This is a genomic window from Clostridioides sp. ES-S-0049-02 (assembly GCF_020658465.1).
Lineage (GTDB): Bacteria > Bacillota > Clostridia > Peptostreptococcales > Peptostreptococcaceae > Clostridioides.
In genome coordinates, this window is the sequence record NZ_JACVWG010000001.1 from 250,909 (window position 1) to 273,543 (window position 22,635).

Here is a 22,635-nt window from a genome sequence, read left to right on the forward strand (position 1 = left end):
TATGAATAGATTTTTTAAAGTAAGGCTAATAACTACAATTATATTCTTAGTTGTTTTATTCACCTTCTCTATCTCTAATATCTGTTATTCTGGAAAAGATATGATACAAGAAATAAAAAAATCAATTAATGATAAGAATAGTTTAAAGGATACTATATCGTCTATTGATAATACAGTAAATGACAAAGTGATATATAAAAATACTTTTATTGAAACTTATGGATATTTGCAAAAACTAATGGGTAAAAATGAATTTTCAAAGTTTAGTGTTGTGAAAGATACTTCTGGCAAAATGCATTACACATATTTTGCTAAATCTCCAAATCAAGTTGATTTATTGTCAGACAGAGTAAGTAAGTTCTCTAAGGAAATGGATAAACAAAATACTAAATTAGTTTATTTAATGACTCCAGATAAATATATAAAAGGAGTAACAAAGTTTCCTAAAGGCATACCTTATTCCTATAGTAGTGAGACAGCAGATAATTTTTTAAATGAACTAAAAAATGATAATGTTGACTATATAGATTTTAGAAAAAATATTTTAAAAAGTGGTATTTCAAAAGATGAGTTATTCTTTAAAACAGACCACCATTGGAAAGTAGAGACTTCTTTTTGGGCATTTGGAGAATTGATTGAACAGCTTAATAAAAAATATAACATGAAATTAGATGAAAATTATTATTATAGAGATAAAGAAAACTATAATTCGATTGTATATCCTAGGTCATTTCTTGGTTCTATGGGAAGGAAGACGGGAATTTTATATGGTGGAATAGATGATTTTACACTAATTTATCCTAAATTTAAGACGAATTATACATACTATACAGATTCTAAATCTCAAAATTTTGAATTAAAAGGAAGGTTTGAAGAGAGTTTGATATTATCATACCCTTTTAATGCTGACCTTAATTTAATGGATGGACAATCAGATAAATATTTTACATACTTATTGGGGAATCGTCCACTAGTTAAAATTAAAAATATAGAAAATCCAGAAGGATTAAAAGTGTTATTTGTTAAGGACTCATTAATTGTACCAACAGCAGCATTCTTTTCTTCTGTTTGTTCAAGTATGGATATGATAGACCCTAGATACTATGATGGAGATATATTAGAATATGCAAAGTCTCAAGATTATGACTTTGTTTTTATATCTGTATATCCTCAAAACCTTACAAAAGAATTTTTTCCATTTTGTAAATAAAATAAAAAATAAATGGCTAACTTTGTACTATGTTAGCCATTTATTTTTATAATATTTTTTAAGAAATGTTTTTCTTATTGAATACTTCTTTATCGACTTTTCCAAGTGACTTACCTACAGTAATTGAAGATACCATAGCACCATTGACATTTATCATTGTACGTCCCATATCTAGTATAGGGTCTATTGCAAGTATTCCACCAACTAGTGGGAAATAAGAGCCAAGACCTACTCCAGAAATAACAACTGAAACAGCTATTGTAGCAGTTCCTGGAAGACCTGCTATTCCAAGTGAACTAATTGTTATAACAATTAACAGCATAACATAAAAACTGATATCCATATTTACTCCAGCCATATTAGCAAGAGTAACAGCCATTAAAGCAGGATATATGCCAGCACAACCATTCATACCCATGTTTGCACCTAAACTTGCTGTAAAGCTTGATACACCCTCATCAACTCCGTGATTTTGTACTAAACTTTCTATTGTAACAGGTAATGTTCCCAAACTAGAACGTGAAGTAAATGCTAGAAGTAGAGCTTCAGTTGAATTTTTTATATAAGTAATAGGATTTAGACCATTTAAAGTTATAAAAATTAAATGTATAACAAATAATATTGCAACTGATATATAAAGAGCTAATATAAAATATAAAACAGAAATTATTGAACTAATACCTTGTGAAGTTATTGTATTAGCAAGTAGTGCAACTACAGCATAAGGCATAAATTTGATAACAGTCATAGATACACTAACAATTATTTTGTAAGATGCTTCTATAAAATCTATAAATGGATTTATAGTTTCAAAATGTTTTTTACTTAATCTCTTTACTGAGGTACCTATAAATGTAGCAAATATTATTGTAGCTACAATATTTCCATTTGCCATAGCCATTACAGGATTTGATGGTAATAATCCTCTTAAAGTATCTACAAGAGAGTTTATTTCCTTAAGCTCTTGATTTCCACCTAAACTGGATAAATCAGCTCCTACTCCTAATCTCATCGTGTTTGCAACAACAATTCCAACAATTGCTGCTATAGCCGTAGTAATAAGGAGCATTCCTAAAGATTTAAATGTCAAAGTTCCAAGGTTATTATCTTTCATGTTAATAATTACTTTTATAATTGATAAGAAAACTAAAGGTATTACTAACATTTTTAATAAGTCCATAAATCCAGAACCAAATAAACTATACCATTTGCTTACTTCTTGTAACCAAGTAATTTGAGTTGTATCAGTAGGAAAACCAGCAAAAGCTTGAATAATAATTCCCAATATAAGACCAATTATTGTAGCATATATTGTTCTCAATGAAAATTTGATTTTTTTCTTTTCAAATTGTCTAACAATAAAAAATATACCTATAAGTAATAATATGAAAAAAATCGTTTTAAAATCTGTAATCATAAGAAATTGTGATAAGAATGAGTTTTCCAATATTTTTTCTCCTTTGTCTAAAAATAAATTTTTCTAAGCTTAAATGATATCAATATATTAAAAAAATGTCAATATTATATCACAATTTACCGAGATAGAATAAAATAATTTAATTTATCAAAATATGATTAAATAGATGAAAAGGGGGTATAATATATGTTTAAAGACTTTGAATTAGATTAATGGATGTAAGAACAACTTTTATAAAATTTGATTTCAAATAAAAAGATGTTAAAAAAATAACTAAAGTTATCATGAAAATATATACATAGAATAGATATTAAATGAAAAGTTTAAACTAAGTAGAGAAATTAATTAGACGTCTAAGGAGAGATAAAATGAGAGTAATAATAATTGGTGGTGTTGCAGCTGGTATGAGTGCTGCAGCGAAATTAAAAAGAATTAAACCTGAATACGAGGTTGTAGTTTATGAAAAAACTGAAATAGTGTCTTTTGGAGCTTGTGGGTTGCCATATTTTGTAGGTGGTTTTTTTGATGATGCTAATGATTTATTGGCAAGAACACCTGAAAAACTTAGAGAATCGGGCATTGATTTAAATATATTTAGAGAGGTTGTTGCAGTTGATACTAAGTCTAAGAAAATAAAAATAAAAAATGTAAAAACAGATGAGATATACGAAGATTACTATGATAAATTGATGATAGCAACTGGGGCAAGAAGCATTCTGCCTCCTATAAAAAATATAGATTTAAAAAATGTTTCTACACTAAAAAGCCTATATGATGGAGAATATCTAAAAAAATTATTAAGTGGAAAAGAAATAAAAAAAGTAACAATAATAGGTGCTGGATTTATAGGATTAGAAGCAGTTGAAGCATGCAAAAAATTAGGTAAAGATGTACATGTAGTTCAATTGGAAGAGAGAATATTACCACAAGTATTTGATAAGGAAATTACAGATGTCTTAGAGGATGAAATAAGAAATCACGATGTAAAATTGCATTTGGATGAGATAGTTGTAGAATTGTCTGGAAAAGATAAAGTGGAAAAAGTAATAACAAATAAAGGCACAATAGATACAGATGTTGTGATAATTGCTACTGGTGTAAAACCTAACACGGAATTTTTACAAAATACAAATATAAAAACATTAAAAAATGGAGCTATAGTAGTTGATGAATATGGCAGGACTTCTGTTGAAGATATATATTCTGCTGGTGATTGTGCAACTATAAAGAATATAGTGAGTAATGAAAATGCATATATACCTTTAGCAACTGGAGCAAATAAATTAGGTAGGATAGTAGGAGAAAACTTAGCAGGTAAAGAAGTTTCTTATCAAGGTTCTCTATCCTCAAGTTGTATAAAGGTTATGGATATGGAGGTTGCCTCAACTGGAATTACAGAGAAACAAGCTAGTGATTTGGGATTAAACTTCAAATCCAAATTTATTTCTGATTATAATCAAACTCACTATTATCCTGGAAGAAATAAAATATATGTAAAACTTATTTACGATGCAGAGACAAAAGTTATTTTAGGTGGACAAGTAGCTGGTTTTAAAGATGCTGTTCAAAGAACTAATGTGTTGGCAGCTGCTATCTTTGGAAAAATGACCACAAGTCAACTTGGGATGTTAGATTTATGTTATGCTCCACCATTTGCAAGAACCTGGGATGTATTAAATGTAGCTGGAAATGTATCTAAATAATTTTATCTAAATAACTATTAATAATTAAGTAACTATTAATAAATTAAATAACAGTAATAAATATTAAAGGAATGAGTTTACCCTAAAATAATTTTATCTAAGGTAAGTTCATTCCTAAATTTTTATTAAGTATAATTTTTACTAAAGCTGTAAAATTAATTATTCATCAAAATTTAAGTGTAAGCTAAGTCTATCTTCACCAATAATCGTATTTTCAAAAACATTAGTAGCATTTTCTAAGTACATGTTAGGCATATCTAATGATGGGCTAAAGTGTGTCAATAAAAGTTGCTTAACATTTCCTAGTTTTGCAAGGTTTGCAGCTTCTCTAAAAGTCATATGCTTATTTTTGACAGCTTTTGAAATATCTAAATCATCACCATACATAGCTTCACATATAAATAAATCGCTATCTTTTATAAAGTTAGGTATTGAGTCTATAGGTCTTGTATCTGTTGTAAGACTTACTTTAACTCCTTTTCTTGGTTCTCCTAAAACCATGTCTGGAGTGTATTTTTTTGAATTTAAAACTACACTTTGACCATCCTGAAGATTTTTCCATATTGTTTTAGGAACTTTATTTTGAGTTGCTTTATTTATATCAAATTTAGGATTTCGTTTAAAATTAAAACTGTATCCTATACACTCTATAGAGTGTTCTAAATGGATTGTTGAAATCTCTATGTTTTTCAAATACTCATTATCTAAAGAAAAACTACCTTGAGGATTTTCTATAATTTTTAAAGTATAGGGTATGTATTCTACTAAATTTCTCATAGAACGAATACAATCAATTATTCCAATAGGACCAACTATAGTTAAATCACTTGTACGACCGCTATTTCCAATCGTTGATAGAAGCCCTAAAAGTCCAAATATATGGTCACCATGTAAATGTGTTATACAAATCAAGTCTATATCTTTAAAGCCACATTTTTTCAACTTCATAGATACTTGAGTGCCTTCACCACAATCAATTAGTATTTTTCTGCCTTTATAATTCATGAATACAGAAGACAAAAATCTATGTGGCATGGGTACATTTCCACCACATCCAAGTAAAGTTAAATCTATCATTTTTTCCCCTTTCTAAAATTAACACAAATCTGTTGTTTGTTTTTATTATGATATCCTATTATAATTATTTTAACATTAAATACAACAATAAATGTGCATTTGAGTCAAGAAATATTAGTAAATAGAAATTTTGTATAATAGTATACAAGAACTCTATAAGTGTAACTTTGCATTTATTTTTGAAAAATTTATAGGAGGTAAATCTAATGAAACTGTCAAAGAAAATTACTATTTTATCATTGATGATGTTGACTTTAGTTGGATGCAGTAATGGGGAAAGTAAAAAAACAGTTGAAGGTTCTAACCATATTCAAAATTCTAAAAAAGAAGAGCAATCTATCGTAGTACATAAAGATGAAAATATATTAAAAGATAGGTATGAGCCACCAAAAGGATTTAAAAGGGTTGATGTAGAAAAAGGTAGCTTCGAAAGTTTTTTGAGGAATACTAAGTTGAAAAATTATGGTGAGAAAGTTAAGTATTACGATGGTAGAACTAAGGAATCAAAAGGTATCTATGATAGTGTATTCGATGTCAATATTGGTGATAGAGATTTGCATCAATGTGCAGATGCAATTATGCTTATGAGAGCAGAATACCTGTATCAGAATAAGAGATATGATGAAATAAGCTTTGACTTTGTGGATGGTTTTAAGGCTAAGTATTCAAAATGGGCAGAAGGATATAGGATTTCAGTAAAAGATAGTGGTTCAAGTTGGTATAAAGCAAGTGAATATTCAACATCATATGATAGTTTTAGAAAATTTATGGATATAGTATTTGCTTATTCAGGCACTTTATCACTTGAAAAAGAATTAAAACCTGTGCAACTTGATGATATGAAAATAGGGGATGTTTTTATAGTTGGAGGCAGTCCAGGACATGCAAGTATAATTATGGATATGGCAGAAAATGAAAAAACCGGAGAAAAGGTCTTTATGATAGCTCAAAGTTATATGCCTGCTCAACAAACTCAGCTTCTTATTAATCGTAAACAACCAAATTTAAGTCCTTGGTATAACTTGAATTTTGAGGGGGATTTAACAGTTCCTCAATGGACTTTTAAAAGAGACCAGCTAAAAAGGTTCTAAAAAATACATATAAAATAAATGAAAATATAAGTGTGAAAAAATGTAACTAGATTAAAACTTGTTGGATATGGACAAAATTAAATTGATAGATAAATATTAAAATCGAAATGATTAACTTCATATATTCTAATATTTATCTAAAAAGCTTTATCTTAAAATAAGAGTCTTATTTTAAAGCTGAAACTAATTTTAGGAGGATAACTTATATTGAAAATTAGAAGATATTTAATTTTAGTAATTATAATTCTAATTACAACAGGCCAGAGTTTTATTTCTTATGGACTAGAGAGTTTTGAAGAAAGTTATAAAAGTGTAGAACAATTAAATAACTTTAAGCACAAAATAGAAAACTCATCTAAAGAAATAACCATTTTTCACACTAATGACATACATGGAAGATATGCTGAAGGTGATGAATATATACAAATAGGTAATCTAGCTACATTAAAAAAGGAAACTCCAAATTCAATTTTAGTAGATGCAGGAGATTGCTTACATGGGTTACCAATAGTAAATATGAATAAAGGTGAAGATGCAATTAAATTAATTAAAAGTGTTGGATATGACTATATTACTCCAGGAAATCATGACTTCAATTATGGAAAGGATAGATTATTAGAGCTATCTAAAATTGCTAATTCAGGAGATAAAACTTTAAAATTTTTAGCATCAAATATATTTGAAGATGATAAGAACATATTTGACAGTAATGATATAAAAGAAATAGATGGTATAAAAATAGGATTTTTTGGGCTTACAACCCAAGAAACAAAAAGTAAGACAGGCTCTAAAAATGTAGAAGGATTAGAGTTTAGAAATCCTATAGAAAGTGCAAAAGAGCAAGTAAATGAATTAAAAAGAAAAGGTGCTGATGTAATAGTTGCAATATCACATATTGGAACTAATAGTTTAAGTAAGCCAAATAGTATAGATATAGCAAATAAAGTTAATGGTATTGATTTAATTATTGATGGTCATAGCCATACTAAGTTTGAAAATGGTAAACAGGTTGGTGATACACTGATTGTAAGCACAGGGCAATATCTAGAACATATTGGTGAAGTAAAGTTAACATTGGATACTAATGATACAGAACATATAAAAATAGAAAATAAATCAGCAAGATTAATTGAAAAAGAAGAAGCATTAGAGTATAAGCTTGATTCTAACATAAGTGAAAAGATTGGTGAAATAAAGAAACAGCAGGAACAAGTTTTAGATAAAGTGATAGGAGTAACAAAAAATACTCTAGATGGCTCATATGAAAATGTAAGGACAAAAGAAACGAATCTAGGAAATTTAATAGGTGATATCTTATTAGATAAAACTAAAGCAGATATTTCGCTATTTAATGGGGGGAATATAAGAGATACAATTGAAAAAGGGGATATAACAATAGGAAGTATTGCAGATGTATTCCCTTTTAGCAATACTATAGTTACTAAAAAACTTACAGGAGAACAAATTAAAAGTGTTTTAGAACATGGAGTAAAACTGTATCCAGAAAAAAATTCAGCCTTTTTACAAGTGGGTGGAATCTCATACTATTTTGACCCAAAGCAGAAAGAAGGAGAAAAAATAACTGGTATTATGAAAGATGGAAAATCACTTGACATGAATAAAGAGTATACAGTTGCAACCAATGATTATATAGCACTAGGTGGAGATGAATTTCCTTGCTTATCAAAAGAACCAATCTTAGAAGATTTTGGAAGTTTAGAAAGCGCAGTAATTGAGTATATAGAGTATAAAAAAGAAATCTGCAAGAGTGTAGATGGAAGAATTAGCATTAAAACTAAGGAAGAATTGATAATTAAAAGTAATGAGAGTAACTTAGTATTAAATGGTGATGAAGATAATTTAAATGATAGTGAAGACAGTGCAAATAATGAGGATACTAAAAACTCAAATGAGAATAAACGTAAAAATTTAGATAAAATGAAAGCTAGAGAAAGTTCTAATATAAAAGCATCTAAAGCAGAAATTAAAGAAAAATCTCCTAAAACAGGCGATTTAGGTATCAAAGATAGTATGTTTATATTTGTAGCTTCGAGTGTTTTAATTTACTTATTCAATAATAATCAGATAAATTTAAAAAATAAAAAAGTAAAATAAAATTAGTAATAAAATCAATAATAAAATAGAATTAATAATTATTTATTGATAAATAGGTATTGATTATTATATAAAATACAAACCTAAGCAAAGGTAATTGGATGTTTAAATACTGGATTACCTTTGTTTTTTTATTTATGTATAGTAATATCGAATCAATAATTGTACCCTTGATTAAAAACAAATATATTATTAACTTATCATTGGTATGTTTATTTTATTATCTAAGTGTGTAAAATCTTCTTGATGATTAAAAAATATTTATAAATTGTCAAATAAAATGGCTTAGTTAGTATGATATAATTTAGCTAGTATACATAATAATGGAGGAGAAAAACATGAATAATATATTACTTTTAGAAGATGATAAATCTTTAAATAGAGGGATTAGCTTTAAATTAAAAAAAGAGGGATACAATGTTTTTAATACATTTAGTATAGAAGAGGCAAGAGGTATTTTTTTTAAAGAGGATATAAATTTAATTATTTCTGATATAGGTTTACCAGATGGAAGTGGGTTTGATTTTTGTGAGGAGATTAGAAAGAAAAGTGATGTTTATATAATAATGCTTACAGCACTTGATGAAGAAGTGGATATTGTTACAGGTTATGATTTAGGTGCAGATGATTATATTACAAAGCCATTTAGTTTGATGGTATTAATCTCAAAAGTAAATGCATTTATGAAAAGGGTAAACACAGTAAAAAATTACACTTTACTGGTTTGTGATGATTTGTTTTTTTATTATATAGAAAATAAACTGATTATAAAAAATGATGACAAGGAAGAAGAAATAATTTTAAGTAAAACAGAGACTAAACTATTAAGATATTTGATGGAAAATTCAATGCAAGCTTTGACCAAAGAACAACTATTAGAATCTTTATGGGATAGTAGTGGTAATTTTGTAGATGATAATACAGTTGCAGTAAATATAAGAAGACTTAGACAAAAAGTAGAAAAGAATCCTTCTGAACCTAAGTATATAAAAACAGTAAGAGGAGTTGGATATATATGGGGTGAAAGGAGTATAAAAAAATGTTAAAAGATATAAATACCAAAGAAAATTTTAGTATTAAAGAGGACTATATAATGAAAAAGGCTGTTATATATTCTATTTTATCCATGCTTGTGGTAACACTTGCATTTATATTTTTTGAATATAATAGACTATATGTTTTATATGAACATCAAATAAAAAATACTCAAAGTATGGCAGGTATGTTGATTGAAAAATATCCAGATGATGAGGTAGATATAGTAAAGTCTATTTATAATTTTGACTATAGTAATGCAGAGGTTGGAGAAAAAGCACTTGAAAAATTTGGATATGGGCTAGAAAACAAAATGTCAAATGATAAAAACTTTGGCATATATTTAAAATCTTTTTTTAAAGAATCAATTTTTGTTTTTTTAATAATGTTTATAGCCGTTACAGGAATAATATATTATTTTATAAGATACATAAACAAAAGATTAAGCAAGATTTATTTTATAGTGGAGCAAATGGCACAAGAAAATTATTTAAAAGAAGGTAGCAAGTTAGATAATTCTGGCTATTTGGTAGAATATAATGAGTATTTTAAAGAGGGTACATTTAGTAAGATTAACAATTGCCTGTATGAGTTAAATAGAAGTTTAAAGATAAAATTTATTAAATTAGAAAAAGAAAAGGAAAGTGTAAAATCATTAGTAACAGACATTTCTCATCAATTAAAAACTCCCTTAGCATCATTAAAATTATATAATACATTACTTATAGAAGAAGACTTAGACGAAGATGAAGCACATGAGTTTTTATTAACTAATAAAAATTCTATAAATAAATTGGAAAATTTAATAAATTCTTTAGTTAACATATCAAGACTAGAGATTAGTATGATAAGCATAAAAAAAGAAGATAATGACATAAAAAGTACTATTTTAAATGCTATAGAAAGTATAACTCCTAAAGCGAGAATTAAAAATATAACATTAAAAATAAATGAATTTAATAGTAGAATTATACCTCACGATAAAAAATGGACTGAGGAAAGTATTTTTAATGTATTAGACAATGCTGTTAAGTATACAGAAAGAAATGGAGAAGTAAATATATCCATAGAAGAGACTGTAAACTATTTTAAAATCATAATAGAGGATAATGGTAGAGGAATTGCAAAAAATGAATTTAATAACATATTTAAACGTTTTTATAGAGGAACAGATGAAGAAATTGAATCTATAGAAGGTAGTGGTGTAGGATTGTATTTAAGTAGAAAAATTTTGGAAGAACAAGGTGGTAATATCATGGTATCTTCTAATCTAGGAAAAGGAAGTAAGTTTTCTTTGTTTCTTACAACTATGTAATGTTTACTGAAAGGAGAATGTAATCCTCTACATATATTATATAAGTATAAACAGCTCCACAAAGTAGAAGTAGATGATTAAGGAGCAACATAACTTAGAGTGAGGGGATAATTTTATGAAAATACTATATACTGAAGGTTTATCAAAACATTATGGAGAAGGAGAAAGTTTAGTAAAAGCTTTAGATGATGTAAATTTAGAAATAAATGAAGGTGAATTTGTAGCTATAATAGGTAAATCTGGTTCTGGAAAAAGTACATTGTTACATATGATAGGTGGTCTCGATATACCTACATCTGGCAAGGTATACATTGATAATAAAAACATATTTACATTGAAAGAAGAAGAACTTGCCGTATTTAGAAGAAGAAAAATAGGCTTTATATTTCAAAGCTACAATCTAATTCCATCTCTTAATGTATGGGAAAATGTAGTATTACCAATCGGTCTAGATGGTAGAACTGTGGATGAACAATTTATAAAAGACCTTTTAAAATCTTTGGGGCTTGAAAATAAACACGATGTTTTACCAAATACATTATCAGGAGGTCAACAACAAAGAGTAGCAATAGCAAGAGCTTTGGCAACAAGACCAGCCATAATACTTGCTGATGAGCCAACTGGAAACTTGGATTCCAAAACATCAGATGAAGTTATGAGTATACTAAAGTCTATGTCTAAAAAATATAGTCAAACTTTGGTTATGATAACTCATGATGATAGTATAGCTCAAATGGCTGATAGAGTTATATTTATAGAGGATGGTAAGGTGTCAAAGGTTGGTGACAAAAATGATTAATACTACTAAAATAGCAAAAAGTAATGTAAAACAAAATAAATCAAAAAGTATATTAATAATAATAACTATAATACTTTCAACATTGATGCTTTCATCTATAGGTATTTATATTGTCGATACAAGAGAATATCAAAAGGAAAATACAATAAAGTATTCAGGCAATTATCAAGGAGTATTAGCAAATGTAAATGAAAAACAAGCTGAAATATTAAGTAATCATGCAGATATTGAACTAGCTGGAAAAATGAATGGAGTGGGTGTTGAGAAGCTAGAAGATGATACAACCATTTCATTATCATATATGAATGAAGAGGGTTTAAAATTAAATAATTTTGAATTTATAAAAGGAAAATTACCAACAAAAGAAAATGAAATAGTACTAGATAGTGGAGCTTTAAAAGCATTAGGTCATGGTCAAAAATTAGGTGAAAAAATAAAAGTACCTTATGATGATTATAAAAGCGACAAAAGAATAGAAAAAGAATTTATAATAACTGGAATCTTAGAAACTAGTGAAATATATGAAGCAGGAAAGAATTATTCTGCTATTATATCAGAAACATATATGAAAAATACTAGAGATATGTCACAAGAAGATTTCAATATATATGTTAAATTAAAAGATAAGAGTGATTTATCTATAGAACAGGCAAAAGAAAAATTAAATAAGATTGCAAATGATATAGGATTAGATACTAATAATATACTTGTAAATGAAAATTATATAAATGCTTTAAAACCAGATAGTGAAACAATGATAGGAGGAGTTCTTATAGGCTTAGTAATTGTATTGTCTAGTATATTGGTAATATACAATATATTCTACATCTCAATAGTTACTAAAGTACAAGAATTTGGAAAACTTAGAGCAATTGGTGCAACTAAAAAACAAGTAAAAGCAATAGTGTTTAAGGAAGGCTTTATATTAGCAGGAATAGCAATACCAGTAGGAACAATTTTAGGTTATGCACTTGCAAATATTATAATAAAATCATTTATGGATGTAGATGTAAAATCATCACAATTACCAGTGCTATTATTGGTTGTGGTAATAAGTTTTATATCTGTTGTTTTATCACTTTTGAAACCAATGAAAGTAGCTTCAAAGGTATCTATAGTTGATGCAGTAAGATATACTGGAAATGAAATAAGTGGTAAAAATGATAGAAAAGGACATAAAAATATAAATTTAAAGAACTTATCAAAAGCAAATTTAGAAAGAAATAAAAAGCGTACTTATATGACACTGATATCTCTTATGTTAAGTGGAACTATATTTATAACAGTATCTACTGCTTTAGAAAGTTTTAATGCTGAGAAGATGGCTAGAGAGCATTTTCCTTATGATATAGAAGTTAGATTTACTGGATATGAAATGGATAGCGACAAGAATCCTGAAAGTAATTTGAATATTCTACAAATGAATAATCCATTAGGTAAAGACTTTTTAAACCAAGTAAAGAGTATAGAAGGAGTCAAAAAAACTGAATTAGGAAATTCTGTAAAAATTGGGATGGAGGATTATAATGTTGAGTTTAAACATGACCTTTTACAGAGCATAAATGAAAATGATGTGAAGGATTTAAATAAAAACCTAATAGATGGAAAAATAAATTTTGAAGGGTTACAAACAGGAAACGAAATAGTTATTACTCACCTTGATACAGCAAAAGAAATGGGTGTAAAGGCTGGAGATAAAATAAAATTAACTCTATATGATGGAGATAAAGAGATAAAAAAAGAATTTAAAGTTCAAGCAATAGCTATGGGAACTCCAAGTTTTGGTATAGGAAAAGATTTTATAGATAGAGCTTTGAAATATGATACAACAAGTACTATTGGAATATATACTGAAGAAGGAAAATATCAAGAAGTTAAAGATGCTATAAAGAAAATTGATAAATCTAATGGATATTTAGAAGCGGATTTTTTAGATAGTAGAATAGAATCAAATAAGATGATGATTTCATTTATAAAAATAATGGGCTATACTTTAACTGGTATAATAGGTGTTATTGGATTTATGAATCTTGTAAATACAATGATAACTAGTATAGTTACTAGAAAAAAAGAACTTGGTATGCTTCAAGCAATTGGACTTACTAATAGACAATTAGTAAAAATGCTTAATTCAGAAGCTATATATTATACGTCTAGAATGATGATAGGAAGTATTGTCTTTGGAGGTATATTAGGATACATTGCAGTTGTATTTTTAAGAAAAACTGGATTATCTTATGCAACATATGCATTACCAATAGTACCAATTTTATTTATGGTTGTATTTATCCTTATAGCTCAATTTATAACAACTTATTTAATAGGAAGAAGCTTTAACAAAGAATCTCTTATTGATAGAGTAAGATATAGTGAATAAAAATATATAAAAAGCTATATTTAATTTTTAAACAGGATTATAGAAGATATAAAAATAGAGTTAAATAGGTTAATAATATACAAATACAGGGCAAGTGGCTTAAATGTTCATATGTCCTGTATTTTGTTGTTTTTACTGTTATAAAATTCTTATTAATATAACTTATCAATTTAAGTTGTAAGTGATAGTATGTTTAATGTTCAGAAGATTGTTATCAGAAAAAAATGTATTGGTACAATTCTAAAAAAATATAAAATTGTACCATGAAAAATGAAAATTTTGTATAATAATCGTATAGAAAATAAAAAGGAGCTGATATATATGAATAATAAAATTAATTATGCACCAGGACCAACAGAAACTAGAGAAAATGTAAGGTTAATAAGAGCAGAGAAAACAACTAACCCAGATATAGATGTTGATTTTGTTGAGTTTTATAAGAAGACATGTGAAAAGTTTGGAAATATAGTTGGTACAAAGAATGATATTTACATATTAAGTGGTGAAGGAATATTGGGACTTGAAGCAGCTTGTGCTTCACTGACAGAGAAGGGTGATAGAGTTCTTGTAATTGACAATGGTATATATGGAGAAGGATTTAAAGACTTTGTAAAAATGTATGGTGGAGAGTATGTGCTTTTTTCAAGTCAATATACAAAAAGTATAGATGTTGATGAGTTAAGAAAGTTTTTAGAAAAGGATAATAACTTTAAATATGCAACAGTGGTTCATTGTGATACTCCAACAGGTGTATTAAATGATGTAAGTGAGATATGTCCGCTATTGAAGGAATATGGAATCTTAACTGTAGTGGATTCTGTGGCAGGTATGGTGGGTGAAAGGTTAAATGTAGATGAATCTAAAATAGATGTAATATTAGGCGCTTCTCAAAAAGCTATTTCTGCACCTGCGGGTCTTACTATAGTCGGTATAAGTCAAGATGCAAAAAATTGTATAAAAAATAGAAAAACAGACATAGTAGGTTTTTATTGTAATTTAAGTATATGGGAAGGATATTACGAAAAAAAATATTTCCCTTATACAATGCCAATAAGTGACATAATGGGTCTTGATAGAGCCTTAGACAATATACTAGAAGAGGGTGTGGAAAAGGTATTAAGTAGACATGAGAAAATAGCTTCTAGTGTAAGACAAGCTGTTGAAGAATATGGTTTAGAATTGTTTTTAGAAGAAGGATATTCTAATACAGTGACAGCAATAAAAATACCTGAAAGTATAGGAGCATTAAAACTTACTGATTATATGCTTAAAAATTACAATACACTTGTTGCAACATCATTAAATCAATATATGGATGCTATTTTGAGAATAGGTCATATGGGGGAAAATGCTAGTCTTGATAAAATAGTTCACATATTAAATGTATTGGATAAAAGTTTAAAAGTATTAGAATTTAATACAAATGGAAGTTTAGTAGATTTATTTAATAAATATTATTTTTAGTCACAATATAAAAGGAGGATGTGGCATGGAAGCTACAGCTAAACAGAAATTTACAACAAAAGATTTGGTAGAAACGTCACTATTAATAGCGTTAGTATTTGTTGCAACCAAGTTTATAAATATAAGATTGCCAATATCTATAAATGGAGGTCTTGTACATTTAGGAACAGCAATGTTATTTATATCAGCAATAGTATTTGGAAGTAAAAAAGGTGCGTTATCAGGTGCTATTGGGATGGCTCTTTTTGATTTGATATCTGGGTGGACTCTATGGGCTCCATTTACATTTATAGTTAGAGGTATTATGGGGTATTTACTTGGAAAGATTGTATGGGCAAATGGCAAGAATGGAGAAAATTTTTTGATTAATGTAATAGGAGTAGTAGTTTCATCAATTTGGATGTTGTTTGGATATTATGTAACAGAGGTTATACTTTATGGTAATTTTATAACTCCACTTACTTCAATACCAGGCAATTTAATGCAGGTGTTAATAGGTCTTATAATAGCACTTCCTATTTCTAAAGCATTAAAAAAATGTATAAGATAGATATGGAATAGATTAAGTTTTTGATAGGATAAATTATATTGTATAATATAAAGATAAAGTATATAATGATAAAAAATTTAGGATAGAGGTTAATTACAATGTTATCAGTTACAAGGTATGCAGTTAGAAATGTTCGTTTAAAACCCTGGGTAAAGTTTATTTGGTATCTTGAAACAAAATCAAATATATTGCTAAATAATAAGTTATTACCTACAGATAGTATAGATATTATCATTAATCTTTCTGATGTTATGGAATATAAGATTGAAAATCAAAATTATAATGCAAGTAATATACATTTTAATGGAATAAGAGATAAGCATGGATTTGTTATTCAACGTGGAAATATACGTGTGATGGGTATTTCTTTTTATCCATTTGGGCTCTATCCATTTTTAAAGATACCAATTTCAGAGTTTAAGGGTCAACTTGTTGACTTAAAACAAGTATCAGAAGGTTTTGTTGGGAAATTGGAAAGTACATTAAATCAAATATTATCAATAGAAGATATAGTTTTACATTTAGAAAAAATACTAGTATCTATATTAGATGAAAATTTGGTTATAAATAAGATGATAAATCTCCTAGATTTATTTATATACAATAATCAATATAGCACTATAAAATTGTTTTGTGATGAGATGAACATAAATATTAAAACTTTAGAAAGAGCTTGTTTAAAATATACTGGGTATACTCCTAAAATACTAAGGAAAATATATAGATTTAAAATGGTAAGTAATCAGCTTATTTATAGCTCTAAAAATAATAACTTTCTTGACTTAATTTATGAAAATGAATATTATGACCAAGCTCATTTTATTAAAGAATTTAAACAGTTTTCAGGAGTATCGCCAATTAAATTTATTAAAGAGAATAAAACTATTAAAGAAAACACAACGTACAACTATTTATAATTATATTGTCGATTTTTTACAATACCTTTAATTTACTTCTTGTTATGATGTAAGAAAGATAAATAGGAGGGTTTGTGTATGAAAATTATTACAGAAATAGTAGAATTTAATGTGGAAGAGCATTTATCAAAAGATGCATTTGTAGAGATTGTAAATGATTTAGAAATAAATTTTCACTCTGTTCAATCGGGCTTTATTGATACTGAGCTTTTATATGATGAAAAAAATCAAAAATGGATTATGATACAACACTGGGATTCTATAGAGAATCTTAAAAGTGCTTCTAGTAAAATGTTTAAAAATACATCTACTGAAAAATTTAGAAATGCTCTAAAGGCACAGACTGTTAAGATGAATATAATTCCACAAATTAAAAGTTGGAAGTTATAATGTCAGATATAAAAAATAATTAATTAGCAAGAAAATAAATCAGCCAAATAACATTTTGTATTAAAATCAAAATTGTTATTTGGCTTTTAGTAGTTATTTATATCTAGATAATATTATTTAAAAGTACTATTGCTGTGAGAGATGCAATAGGTATTTTAGAAGATGGAGGAGTAGAATTAAAATAGATATCGTAGTCTATTAAGTTTTCTAGTCTTGTTTTTCCTCCAAACTCTATCATATCAGTACTTAATACTGTCTTGTATTTTTTGTCTTGGAATTTTGATATGTCTACTGATTGCATCAGATTAGGATGGAAATTAAATATAAATAAATATTTACCCTTACTGTATACTAAAAGTTTTTTATCATTATCTATATGTATAAGTTCATAACTATTCTGTGCAAAAATATCACTGTATTTTGTAAGTTCAAGCATAGATTTATCAAAGTTCAATAGTTGTTTATATTTTAAGTTATCATTTTCTGAAAGACTCCATTGTCTTCTAGCATATTTATAACTCCAATTGTTTCCTTCACGTGGAAAGTCAATCCACTCAGGGTGTCCAAATTCATTTCCCATAAAATTTAGGTATCCTTCACCAGCTAGAGAAAATGTTGCTAATTTAATTAATTTGTTTAGAGACATGGCTCTATCAATAATATGATTATTTGAGTTTATTTCCATATTCCAATACATTTCTTTATCTGCTAACCAAAATATAATTGTCTTATCACCAACTAATGCTTGGTCATGAGATTCACAATATCCAATGTTTTTTTCACCAGGACGTCTAGTAGTAAGCTCGTACCACATTTTGCCTAAATCCCAATTTTCATCAGAAGATTTTGAGATAGTTTTTATCCAAAAATCAGGTACTCCCATTGCTAATCTATAGTCAAAGCCAATTCCACCATCTCTTATAGGTATACACATTCCAGGCATTCCACTCATATCTTCTGCAATGCTTATTGAATTAGGTTTGATTTCTTTTATTAATTCATTTGCAAATTGAAGATATGTTATAGCTTCCATATCCGTGTTTGCACTGAAATACTTTTTATAACTATCAAATGAAACTCCAAGACCGTGGTTATGATATAGCATTGAGGTTACGCCATCAAATCTAAAACCATCAAAATGATACTCATTTAGCCAAAATTTTATATTTGAAAGTAAAAAATGAATTACCTCAGGCTTACCATAGTTAAAGAGTTTTGTTCCCCAAGCAGGGTGATTACCTTTTGAACCTGAATGAAAAAATTGATGTTCACTTCCATCAAATTCATTTATTCCCTCTAAAGTATTTTTTACAGCATGAGAGTGAACTAAGTCTAATAAAACAGCAATTCCCATTGAATGAGCTGTATTTATAAGGTTTTTTAAGTCTTCAGGAGTACCAAATCTAGATGAAATTGCATAAAAGTTTGAAACTTGGTATCCAAAAGAAGCATAATATGGATGTTCCATGATAGCCATAAGTTGAATAGTATTGTATCCAGCTTTCTTTATCCTAGGAAGTATATTTTCAGTAAATTCATTATAAGTTCCAATAGATTCTTTTTCAGTAGCCATACCTATATGACATTCGTAGATTAAAGGGAAAGTTATGTTTTTTAAATCAAATTCATTATCAGTCCAATTAAATGGAGTTTTTGGTTGCCATATCTGCCCATTAAAGCTACCAGAATCCTTTTGGATTACCCTCTTTATGTATAATGGTATGCGGTCAAATGTTTCCCCATTTGTAGTGACTTGTACCTTTACCTCAGATTTATGAGGTAAGCTGTTTTTATCAGGTATAAAAATTTCCCAATTACCAGAATCTATTTTTTTTAGAGGATGGGATTTTCTATTCCAATTATTAAAGTCACCAATTAATGATAAACTATCTGCATTTGGAGCCCACTCTCTATAAAACCATCCATCATTTGTTTGATGGAATCCATAATAAAGATGACCATTTGCAAAAGAATTAAAATCTTCACAGCTAGTTAATATTTTTGCTTTTACATCTTCATAGTGTTTCATCCTTTTTTTTATGTCAGACTCAAATGGTTGTAGATAAACATCAACGTCTAAAATTTTAAATCTTTCTTGACTTTTCATTTGATTTTCCCTCCATAATAAGTATTATATTTTAATAAAATAATACTTATCTCATACTATCTTCTCTATATAATTGATATATATTATATAATCCTAATAAAAAGCTTAAACCACCAATAATTAGTTTCATAATTTACCTCCTTAGTATATTTAAAAATATACTTATATATCAGATTCATCAAAATTTAAAAGTTTATTTAAAACTCTTTTAATAATATCATAATCAAAGCCTTTATAGGAAAGATGTTGAGAAATTTTTTGATATATTTTCTTTTTATCTTCTTTTTTTACCCTTTCATATCTTTTTTTTGCTAGATACATGGCATTTTCAAATTCAGTATCTTTGTCTAATTCTGATACTGCTTCATCAATTGCACTTCTTTCAATACCTTTATTATATAAATTTTGTTTAATTCTGTTTTTGCCACATTTGTTTAAATTAACATTGGTATTAACTATTTTCTGAGCCAATATATTGTCATTTACCAGATTATAATTTTTAAGAAAATCTATAACTCTATCAATTGTATCCTCTTCAAAATCTGCTGATAGTTTTTCTTTCATTTTTTTTTCAGACTGGTCAGCACGAGACAAAATATTTAATGCTTTATTTTTAGCTTTTATATACATCTCATCATCTAAAATGGATTTTAATTCCTCTTCATTTACTTCATTTCCTTTTTTTAAATTAAATGTATAAACAAGTTCTTTAAATATAGCAATAAAAAATTTATCATCTACATAAATATTTACTCTATCATCATTTCTTTTTTGTTGTTCTATTTTTGTAATTATACTCATAATTGCTCCTTTTTTATATGTAATTATATTAACAAAAGTAACTAATAAAATTTAATAAAAAACTTATAATTATACGTTATATTTAATCTAAATTAAGACAAAATAATAAAAAGTTATTTTTATTAAAAAGTTAAGTGAAACTATGTTAAATAATTATTTTTTAAAGTGTTTTTTACCATATAAATATGATTATATACCAAAAAAAATAATTTATAAGCTTTAAGAAATAAAAAATAATGGTACAATAGTATTATAACATTAAAAGGAGACAAAATATGAGAAGTAAAAATCTAGTTCAGAAGGCAGAATTGAAAAATACTGAAAAACTAGAGAAATTTAATCGCCATAAAGGCAAAATCAAAATAGGTATATTAGGAGGTACTTTTGACCCTATACACTATGCTCATTTAGCAACAGCAGAGTTTATTAGAGATAAGTATGAGATTGACAAAATTATCTTTATACCATCAGGAAATCCACCACATAAACTAGGTATCACTACAAATAAGTATGATAGATACAATATGACACTTCTAGCAACTGAAAGCAATGAAGATTTTTTAGTTTCAAAAGTAGAAATCGAAAGAAATAAAAGGACTTATACAATCGATACATTAAAATATTTAAAGAAAAAATACAAAAATGCTGATATTTACTTTATAACAGGGGCAGATGCTATTTGTAGTGTTGAAGAGTGGAAAGATGTAAAGAAAAACTTTGAGTTAGCTACTTTTATAGCTGCAACTAGACCAGGTATTAGCTTATTAAGGTCACAAGAAACTATAGAGAAACTGACTAAAAAATATAATGCTGACATTATAACAGTTTACGTTCCATCATTGGATATATCATCCACATATATAAGGGAACAGCTAAATGAAGGAAAGTCTATACGTTACTTAGTACCCGAAAATGTAGAAAATTATTTGTATGAAAATAAACTATATCAATATGGAGATGATTAAATGAACTTAGAGAATATTAACCAGAGATTAAATCAAATGCTACCAGTAGGAAGGCTTAGCCATTCAAAAAATGTTGCAGAATGTGCTGTAAAATTGTGTGAAATTTATGGATGTGACAAAGAAAAAGCCTATATAGCGGGGATGATTCATGATTGTGCGAAATACTTAAGTGATAAAGAAGTAGAGGATTATGTTAATAAGTATGAAATATACTTAGACCCAATAGAAGATGGAAACCGCTCTCTATCACATAGTGTGATAGGGTCATACATATGTGAATATGAGTTTGGTATAGAAGATGAAGATATTATAAATGCAATTAAATACCATACAACAGGAAGAGAAGATATGTCTCTTTTAGAAAAAATAATTTACATAGCAGATTTAATTGAAGAAGGAAGAAAATTTCCAGTTGTAGATACATTGAGAGAATTAGCCTATGAAGGTAAGCTTGACGAAGCACTTTTAACTTCATTTAATAATACTTTAATGTTTGTTATTAATAAAAAAGAAGAAATACATCCAAGAACTGTTATGGCAAGAAACTACCTAATTAAAGAAAAGTTATTATAAAAATCTTATATAAAGGCAAACATATTAATAAAATTAAAGTTGACTATGTTACAAAATCGTATTAATATGTTAGAATAACTAAGTGTATTTAAATTAGGAAAGTGAGGAAATTTTATATGACAGTGGAACAAATGACAAAAATAGCATATGATGCCATAGAAGATAAGCTGGGTCAAGATACAGTTATAATAAATATAGGAAAAGTTTCTAGTTTATGTGATTATTTTGTTATTACTACAGCATCTTCTCAAAGACAAGTAAAAGCTATAGCTGATAATGTTGAAGATGAATTAGCAAAACTAGGATTAGAACCAAGAGGAAAAGAAGGACAAGGAACTCAAACTTGGGTACTTCTTGACTATGGAGATATAATGGTTCACGTATTTAATGAGGAAAATAGAGGATTTTATAATTTAGAAAAATTATGGAAAGATGCACCTTATATAGATATTGACACATTAGCATAAACATGATAATATATGTTATTATAGTTAGAAAATTTCAAAAATTGTATTGAATTGAATAGACTAGAGCAGTAAAAGATTATATTTTTTCAGAGAGTTAGTGGAAGGTGAGAACTAATATTATATAACTTTGAACTTACTAGATTAAAACCTATTCTCCATGGCTGGATTAAAAGCTATCTAAGAGAGTCTATAAAAGTAGGCTAATTAGGGTGGTACCGCGAAGATTTATCCTCGTCCCTAAACGCAAGTTTAGTGACGAGGA

19 protein-coding genes are annotated in these 22,635 nt (G+C 27.4%); 15 read left to right on the top strand and 4 right to left on the bottom strand.

The genetic code is table 11. The features are described from left to right. Position 1: 1 nt before the first annotated feature. Complete coding sequence (locus tag IC213_RS01250; RefSeq protein WP_227862644.1) at positions 2 to 1,210, top strand: alginate O-acetyltransferase AlgX-related protein; 1,209 nt, start codon at positions 2 to 4, stop codon at positions 1,208 to 1,210. Between the two features lie 58 nt (positions 1,211 to 1,268). Here IC213_RS01250 and IC213_RS01255 read toward each other — a convergent pair whose 3' ends face one another. Continuing rightward, positions 1,269 to 2,657 (bottom strand): cation:dicarboxylate symporter family transporter, encoded by a 1,389-nt coding sequence (locus tag IC213_RS01255; protein WP_227432505.1) that lies wholly within the window; start codon positions 2,655 to 2,657, stop codon positions 1,269 to 1,271. Positions 2,658 to 2,995: 338 nt separating this feature from the next. Here IC213_RS01255 and IC213_RS01260 point away from each other — a divergent pair, with 338 nt between their 5' ends. Beyond that, positions 2,996 to 4,330, top strand: a complete 1,335-nt coding sequence (locus tag IC213_RS01260) for a CoA-disulfide reductase (protein WP_227862645.1) — start codon at positions 2,996 to 2,998, stop codon at positions 4,328 to 4,330. A 159-nt stretch (positions 4,331 to 4,489) separates the two neighbouring features. On the opposite strand, the gene IC213_RS01265 is transcribed toward IC213_RS01260, so the two are convergent. Continuing rightward, the gene (locus IC213_RS01265) at positions 4,490 to 5,407 is read right to left on the bottom strand and encodes a ribonuclease Z (protein WP_227432507.1); all 918 of its coding nucleotides are present in this window, start codon (positions 5,405 to 5,407) and stop codon (positions 4,490 to 4,492) included. Positions 5,408 to 5,613: 206 nt separating this feature from the next. Between IC213_RS01265 and IC213_RS01270 the strand changes: the two genes are divergently transcribed. The 10 genes from IC213_RS01270 to IC213_RS01315 all read left to right on the top strand — a co-directional run bounded on the left by IC213_RS01270 (position 5,614) and on the right by IC213_RS01315 (position 17,460). Then, the gene (locus tag IC213_RS01270) at positions 5,614 to 6,498 is read left to right on the top strand and encodes a DUF4846 domain-containing protein (RefSeq protein ID WP_227432508.1); all 885 of its coding nucleotides are present in this window, start codon (positions 5,614 to 5,616) and stop codon (positions 6,496 to 6,498) included. A gap of 207 nt (positions 6,499 to 6,705) precedes the next feature. Beyond that, positions 6,706 to 8,613, top strand: coding sequence for a bifunctional metallophosphatase/5'-nucleotidase (locus IC213_RS01275; protein ID WP_227862646.1), 1,908 nt, complete (start codon positions 6,706 to 6,708; stop codon positions 8,611 to 8,613). Between the two features lie 338 nt (positions 8,614 to 8,951). Further along, positions 8,952 to 9,659: a response regulator transcription factor gene (locus IC213_RS01280; RefSeq protein WP_227432510.1), complete on the top strand. Its 708-nt coding sequence runs from the start codon at positions 8,952 to 8,954 to the stop codon at positions 9,657 to 9,659. Next, positions 9,653 to 10,963 carry a sensor histidine kinase gene (locus IC213_RS01285; RefSeq protein ID WP_227432511.1) on the top strand — a complete coding sequence of 437 codons (1,311 nt, stop codon included), beginning with the start codon at positions 9,653 to 9,655 and terminating at the stop codon, positions 10,961 to 10,963. The genes IC213_RS01280 and IC213_RS01285 overlap by 7 nt, the downstream gene beginning before the upstream one ends. 115 nt (positions 10,964 to 11,078) lie before the next feature. Beyond that, positions 11,079 to 11,762: an ABC transporter ATP-binding protein gene (locus IC213_RS01290; RefSeq protein ID WP_227862647.1), complete on the top strand. Its 684-nt coding sequence runs from the start codon at positions 11,079 to 11,081 to the stop codon at positions 11,760 to 11,762. After that, a complete protein-coding gene (locus tag IC213_RS01295; protein WP_227862648.1) occupies positions 11,755 to 14,139 on the top strand; it encodes an FtsX-like permease family protein in 2,385 nt (794 codons plus the stop codon). The genes IC213_RS01290 and IC213_RS01295 overlap by 8 nt, the downstream gene beginning before the upstream one ends. A 321-nt stretch (positions 14,140 to 14,460) precedes the next feature. Then, entirely contained in the window at positions 14,461 to 15,603 is a 1,143-nt protein-coding gene (locus IC213_RS01300) for a pyridoxal-phosphate-dependent aminotransferase family protein (protein ID WP_227862649.1), read from the top strand. Positions 15,604 to 15,628: 25 nt separating this feature from the next. Further along, positions 15,629 to 16,153: an ECF transporter S component gene (locus IC213_RS01305; RefSeq protein ID WP_227862650.1), complete on the top strand. Its 525-nt coding sequence runs from the start codon at positions 15,629 to 15,631 to the stop codon at positions 16,151 to 16,153. 98 nt (positions 16,154 to 16,251) lie between these two features. Next, complete coding sequence (locus tag IC213_RS01310) at positions 16,252 to 17,070, top strand: helix-turn-helix domain-containing protein (protein WP_227862651.1); 819 nt, start codon at positions 16,252 to 16,254, stop codon at positions 17,068 to 17,070. A gap of 78 nt (positions 17,071 to 17,148) precedes the next feature. Then, positions 17,149 to 17,460 carry an antibiotic biosynthesis monooxygenase gene (locus IC213_RS01315; protein ID WP_227862652.1) on the top strand — a complete coding sequence of 104 codons (312 nt, stop codon included), beginning with the start codon at positions 17,149 to 17,151 and terminating at the stop codon, positions 17,458 to 17,460. A 103-nt stretch (positions 17,461 to 17,563) separates the two neighbouring features. On the opposite strand, the gene IC213_RS01320 is transcribed toward IC213_RS01315, so the two are convergent. Both IC213_RS01320 and recX read right to left on the bottom strand, forming a co-directional pair. Next, positions 17,564 to 19,567: an alpha-amylase family glycosyl hydrolase gene (locus IC213_RS01320; RefSeq protein ID WP_227862653.1), complete on the bottom strand. Its 2,004-nt coding sequence runs from the start codon at positions 19,565 to 19,567 to the stop codon at positions 17,564 to 17,566. A gap of 162 nt (positions 19,568 to 19,729) precedes the next feature. After that, positions 19,730 to 20,368, bottom strand: coding sequence for a recombination regulator RecX (gene recX / locus IC213_RS01325; RefSeq protein ID WP_227432519.1), 639 nt, complete (start codon positions 20,366 to 20,368; stop codon positions 19,730 to 19,732). A 275-nt stretch (positions 20,369 to 20,643) separates the two neighbouring features. On the opposite strand from recX, the gene nadD reads away from it, so the two are divergent. From nadD to rsfS, 3 genes are all read left to right on the top strand, one after another. Next, a complete protein-coding gene (nadD, locus tag IC213_RS01330) occupies positions 20,644 to 21,333 on the top strand; it encodes a nicotinate-nucleotide adenylyltransferase (protein WP_227432520.1) in 690 nt (229 codons plus the stop codon). Further along, on the top strand, positions 21,334 to 21,906 hold the full coding sequence (gene yqeK / locus IC213_RS01335; RefSeq protein WP_227432521.1) for a bis(5'-nucleosyl)-tetraphosphatase (symmetrical) YqeK: 573 nt from the start codon (positions 21,334 to 21,336) through the stop codon (positions 21,904 to 21,906). Positions 21,907 to 22,022: 116 nt separating this feature from the next. Further along, positions 22,023 to 22,373, top strand: coding sequence for a ribosome silencing factor (rsfS, locus tag IC213_RS01340; RefSeq protein ID WP_227432522.1), 351 nt, complete (start codon positions 22,023 to 22,025; stop codon positions 22,371 to 22,373). The last annotated feature ends 262 nt before the right edge of the window (positions 22,374 to 22,635 follow it).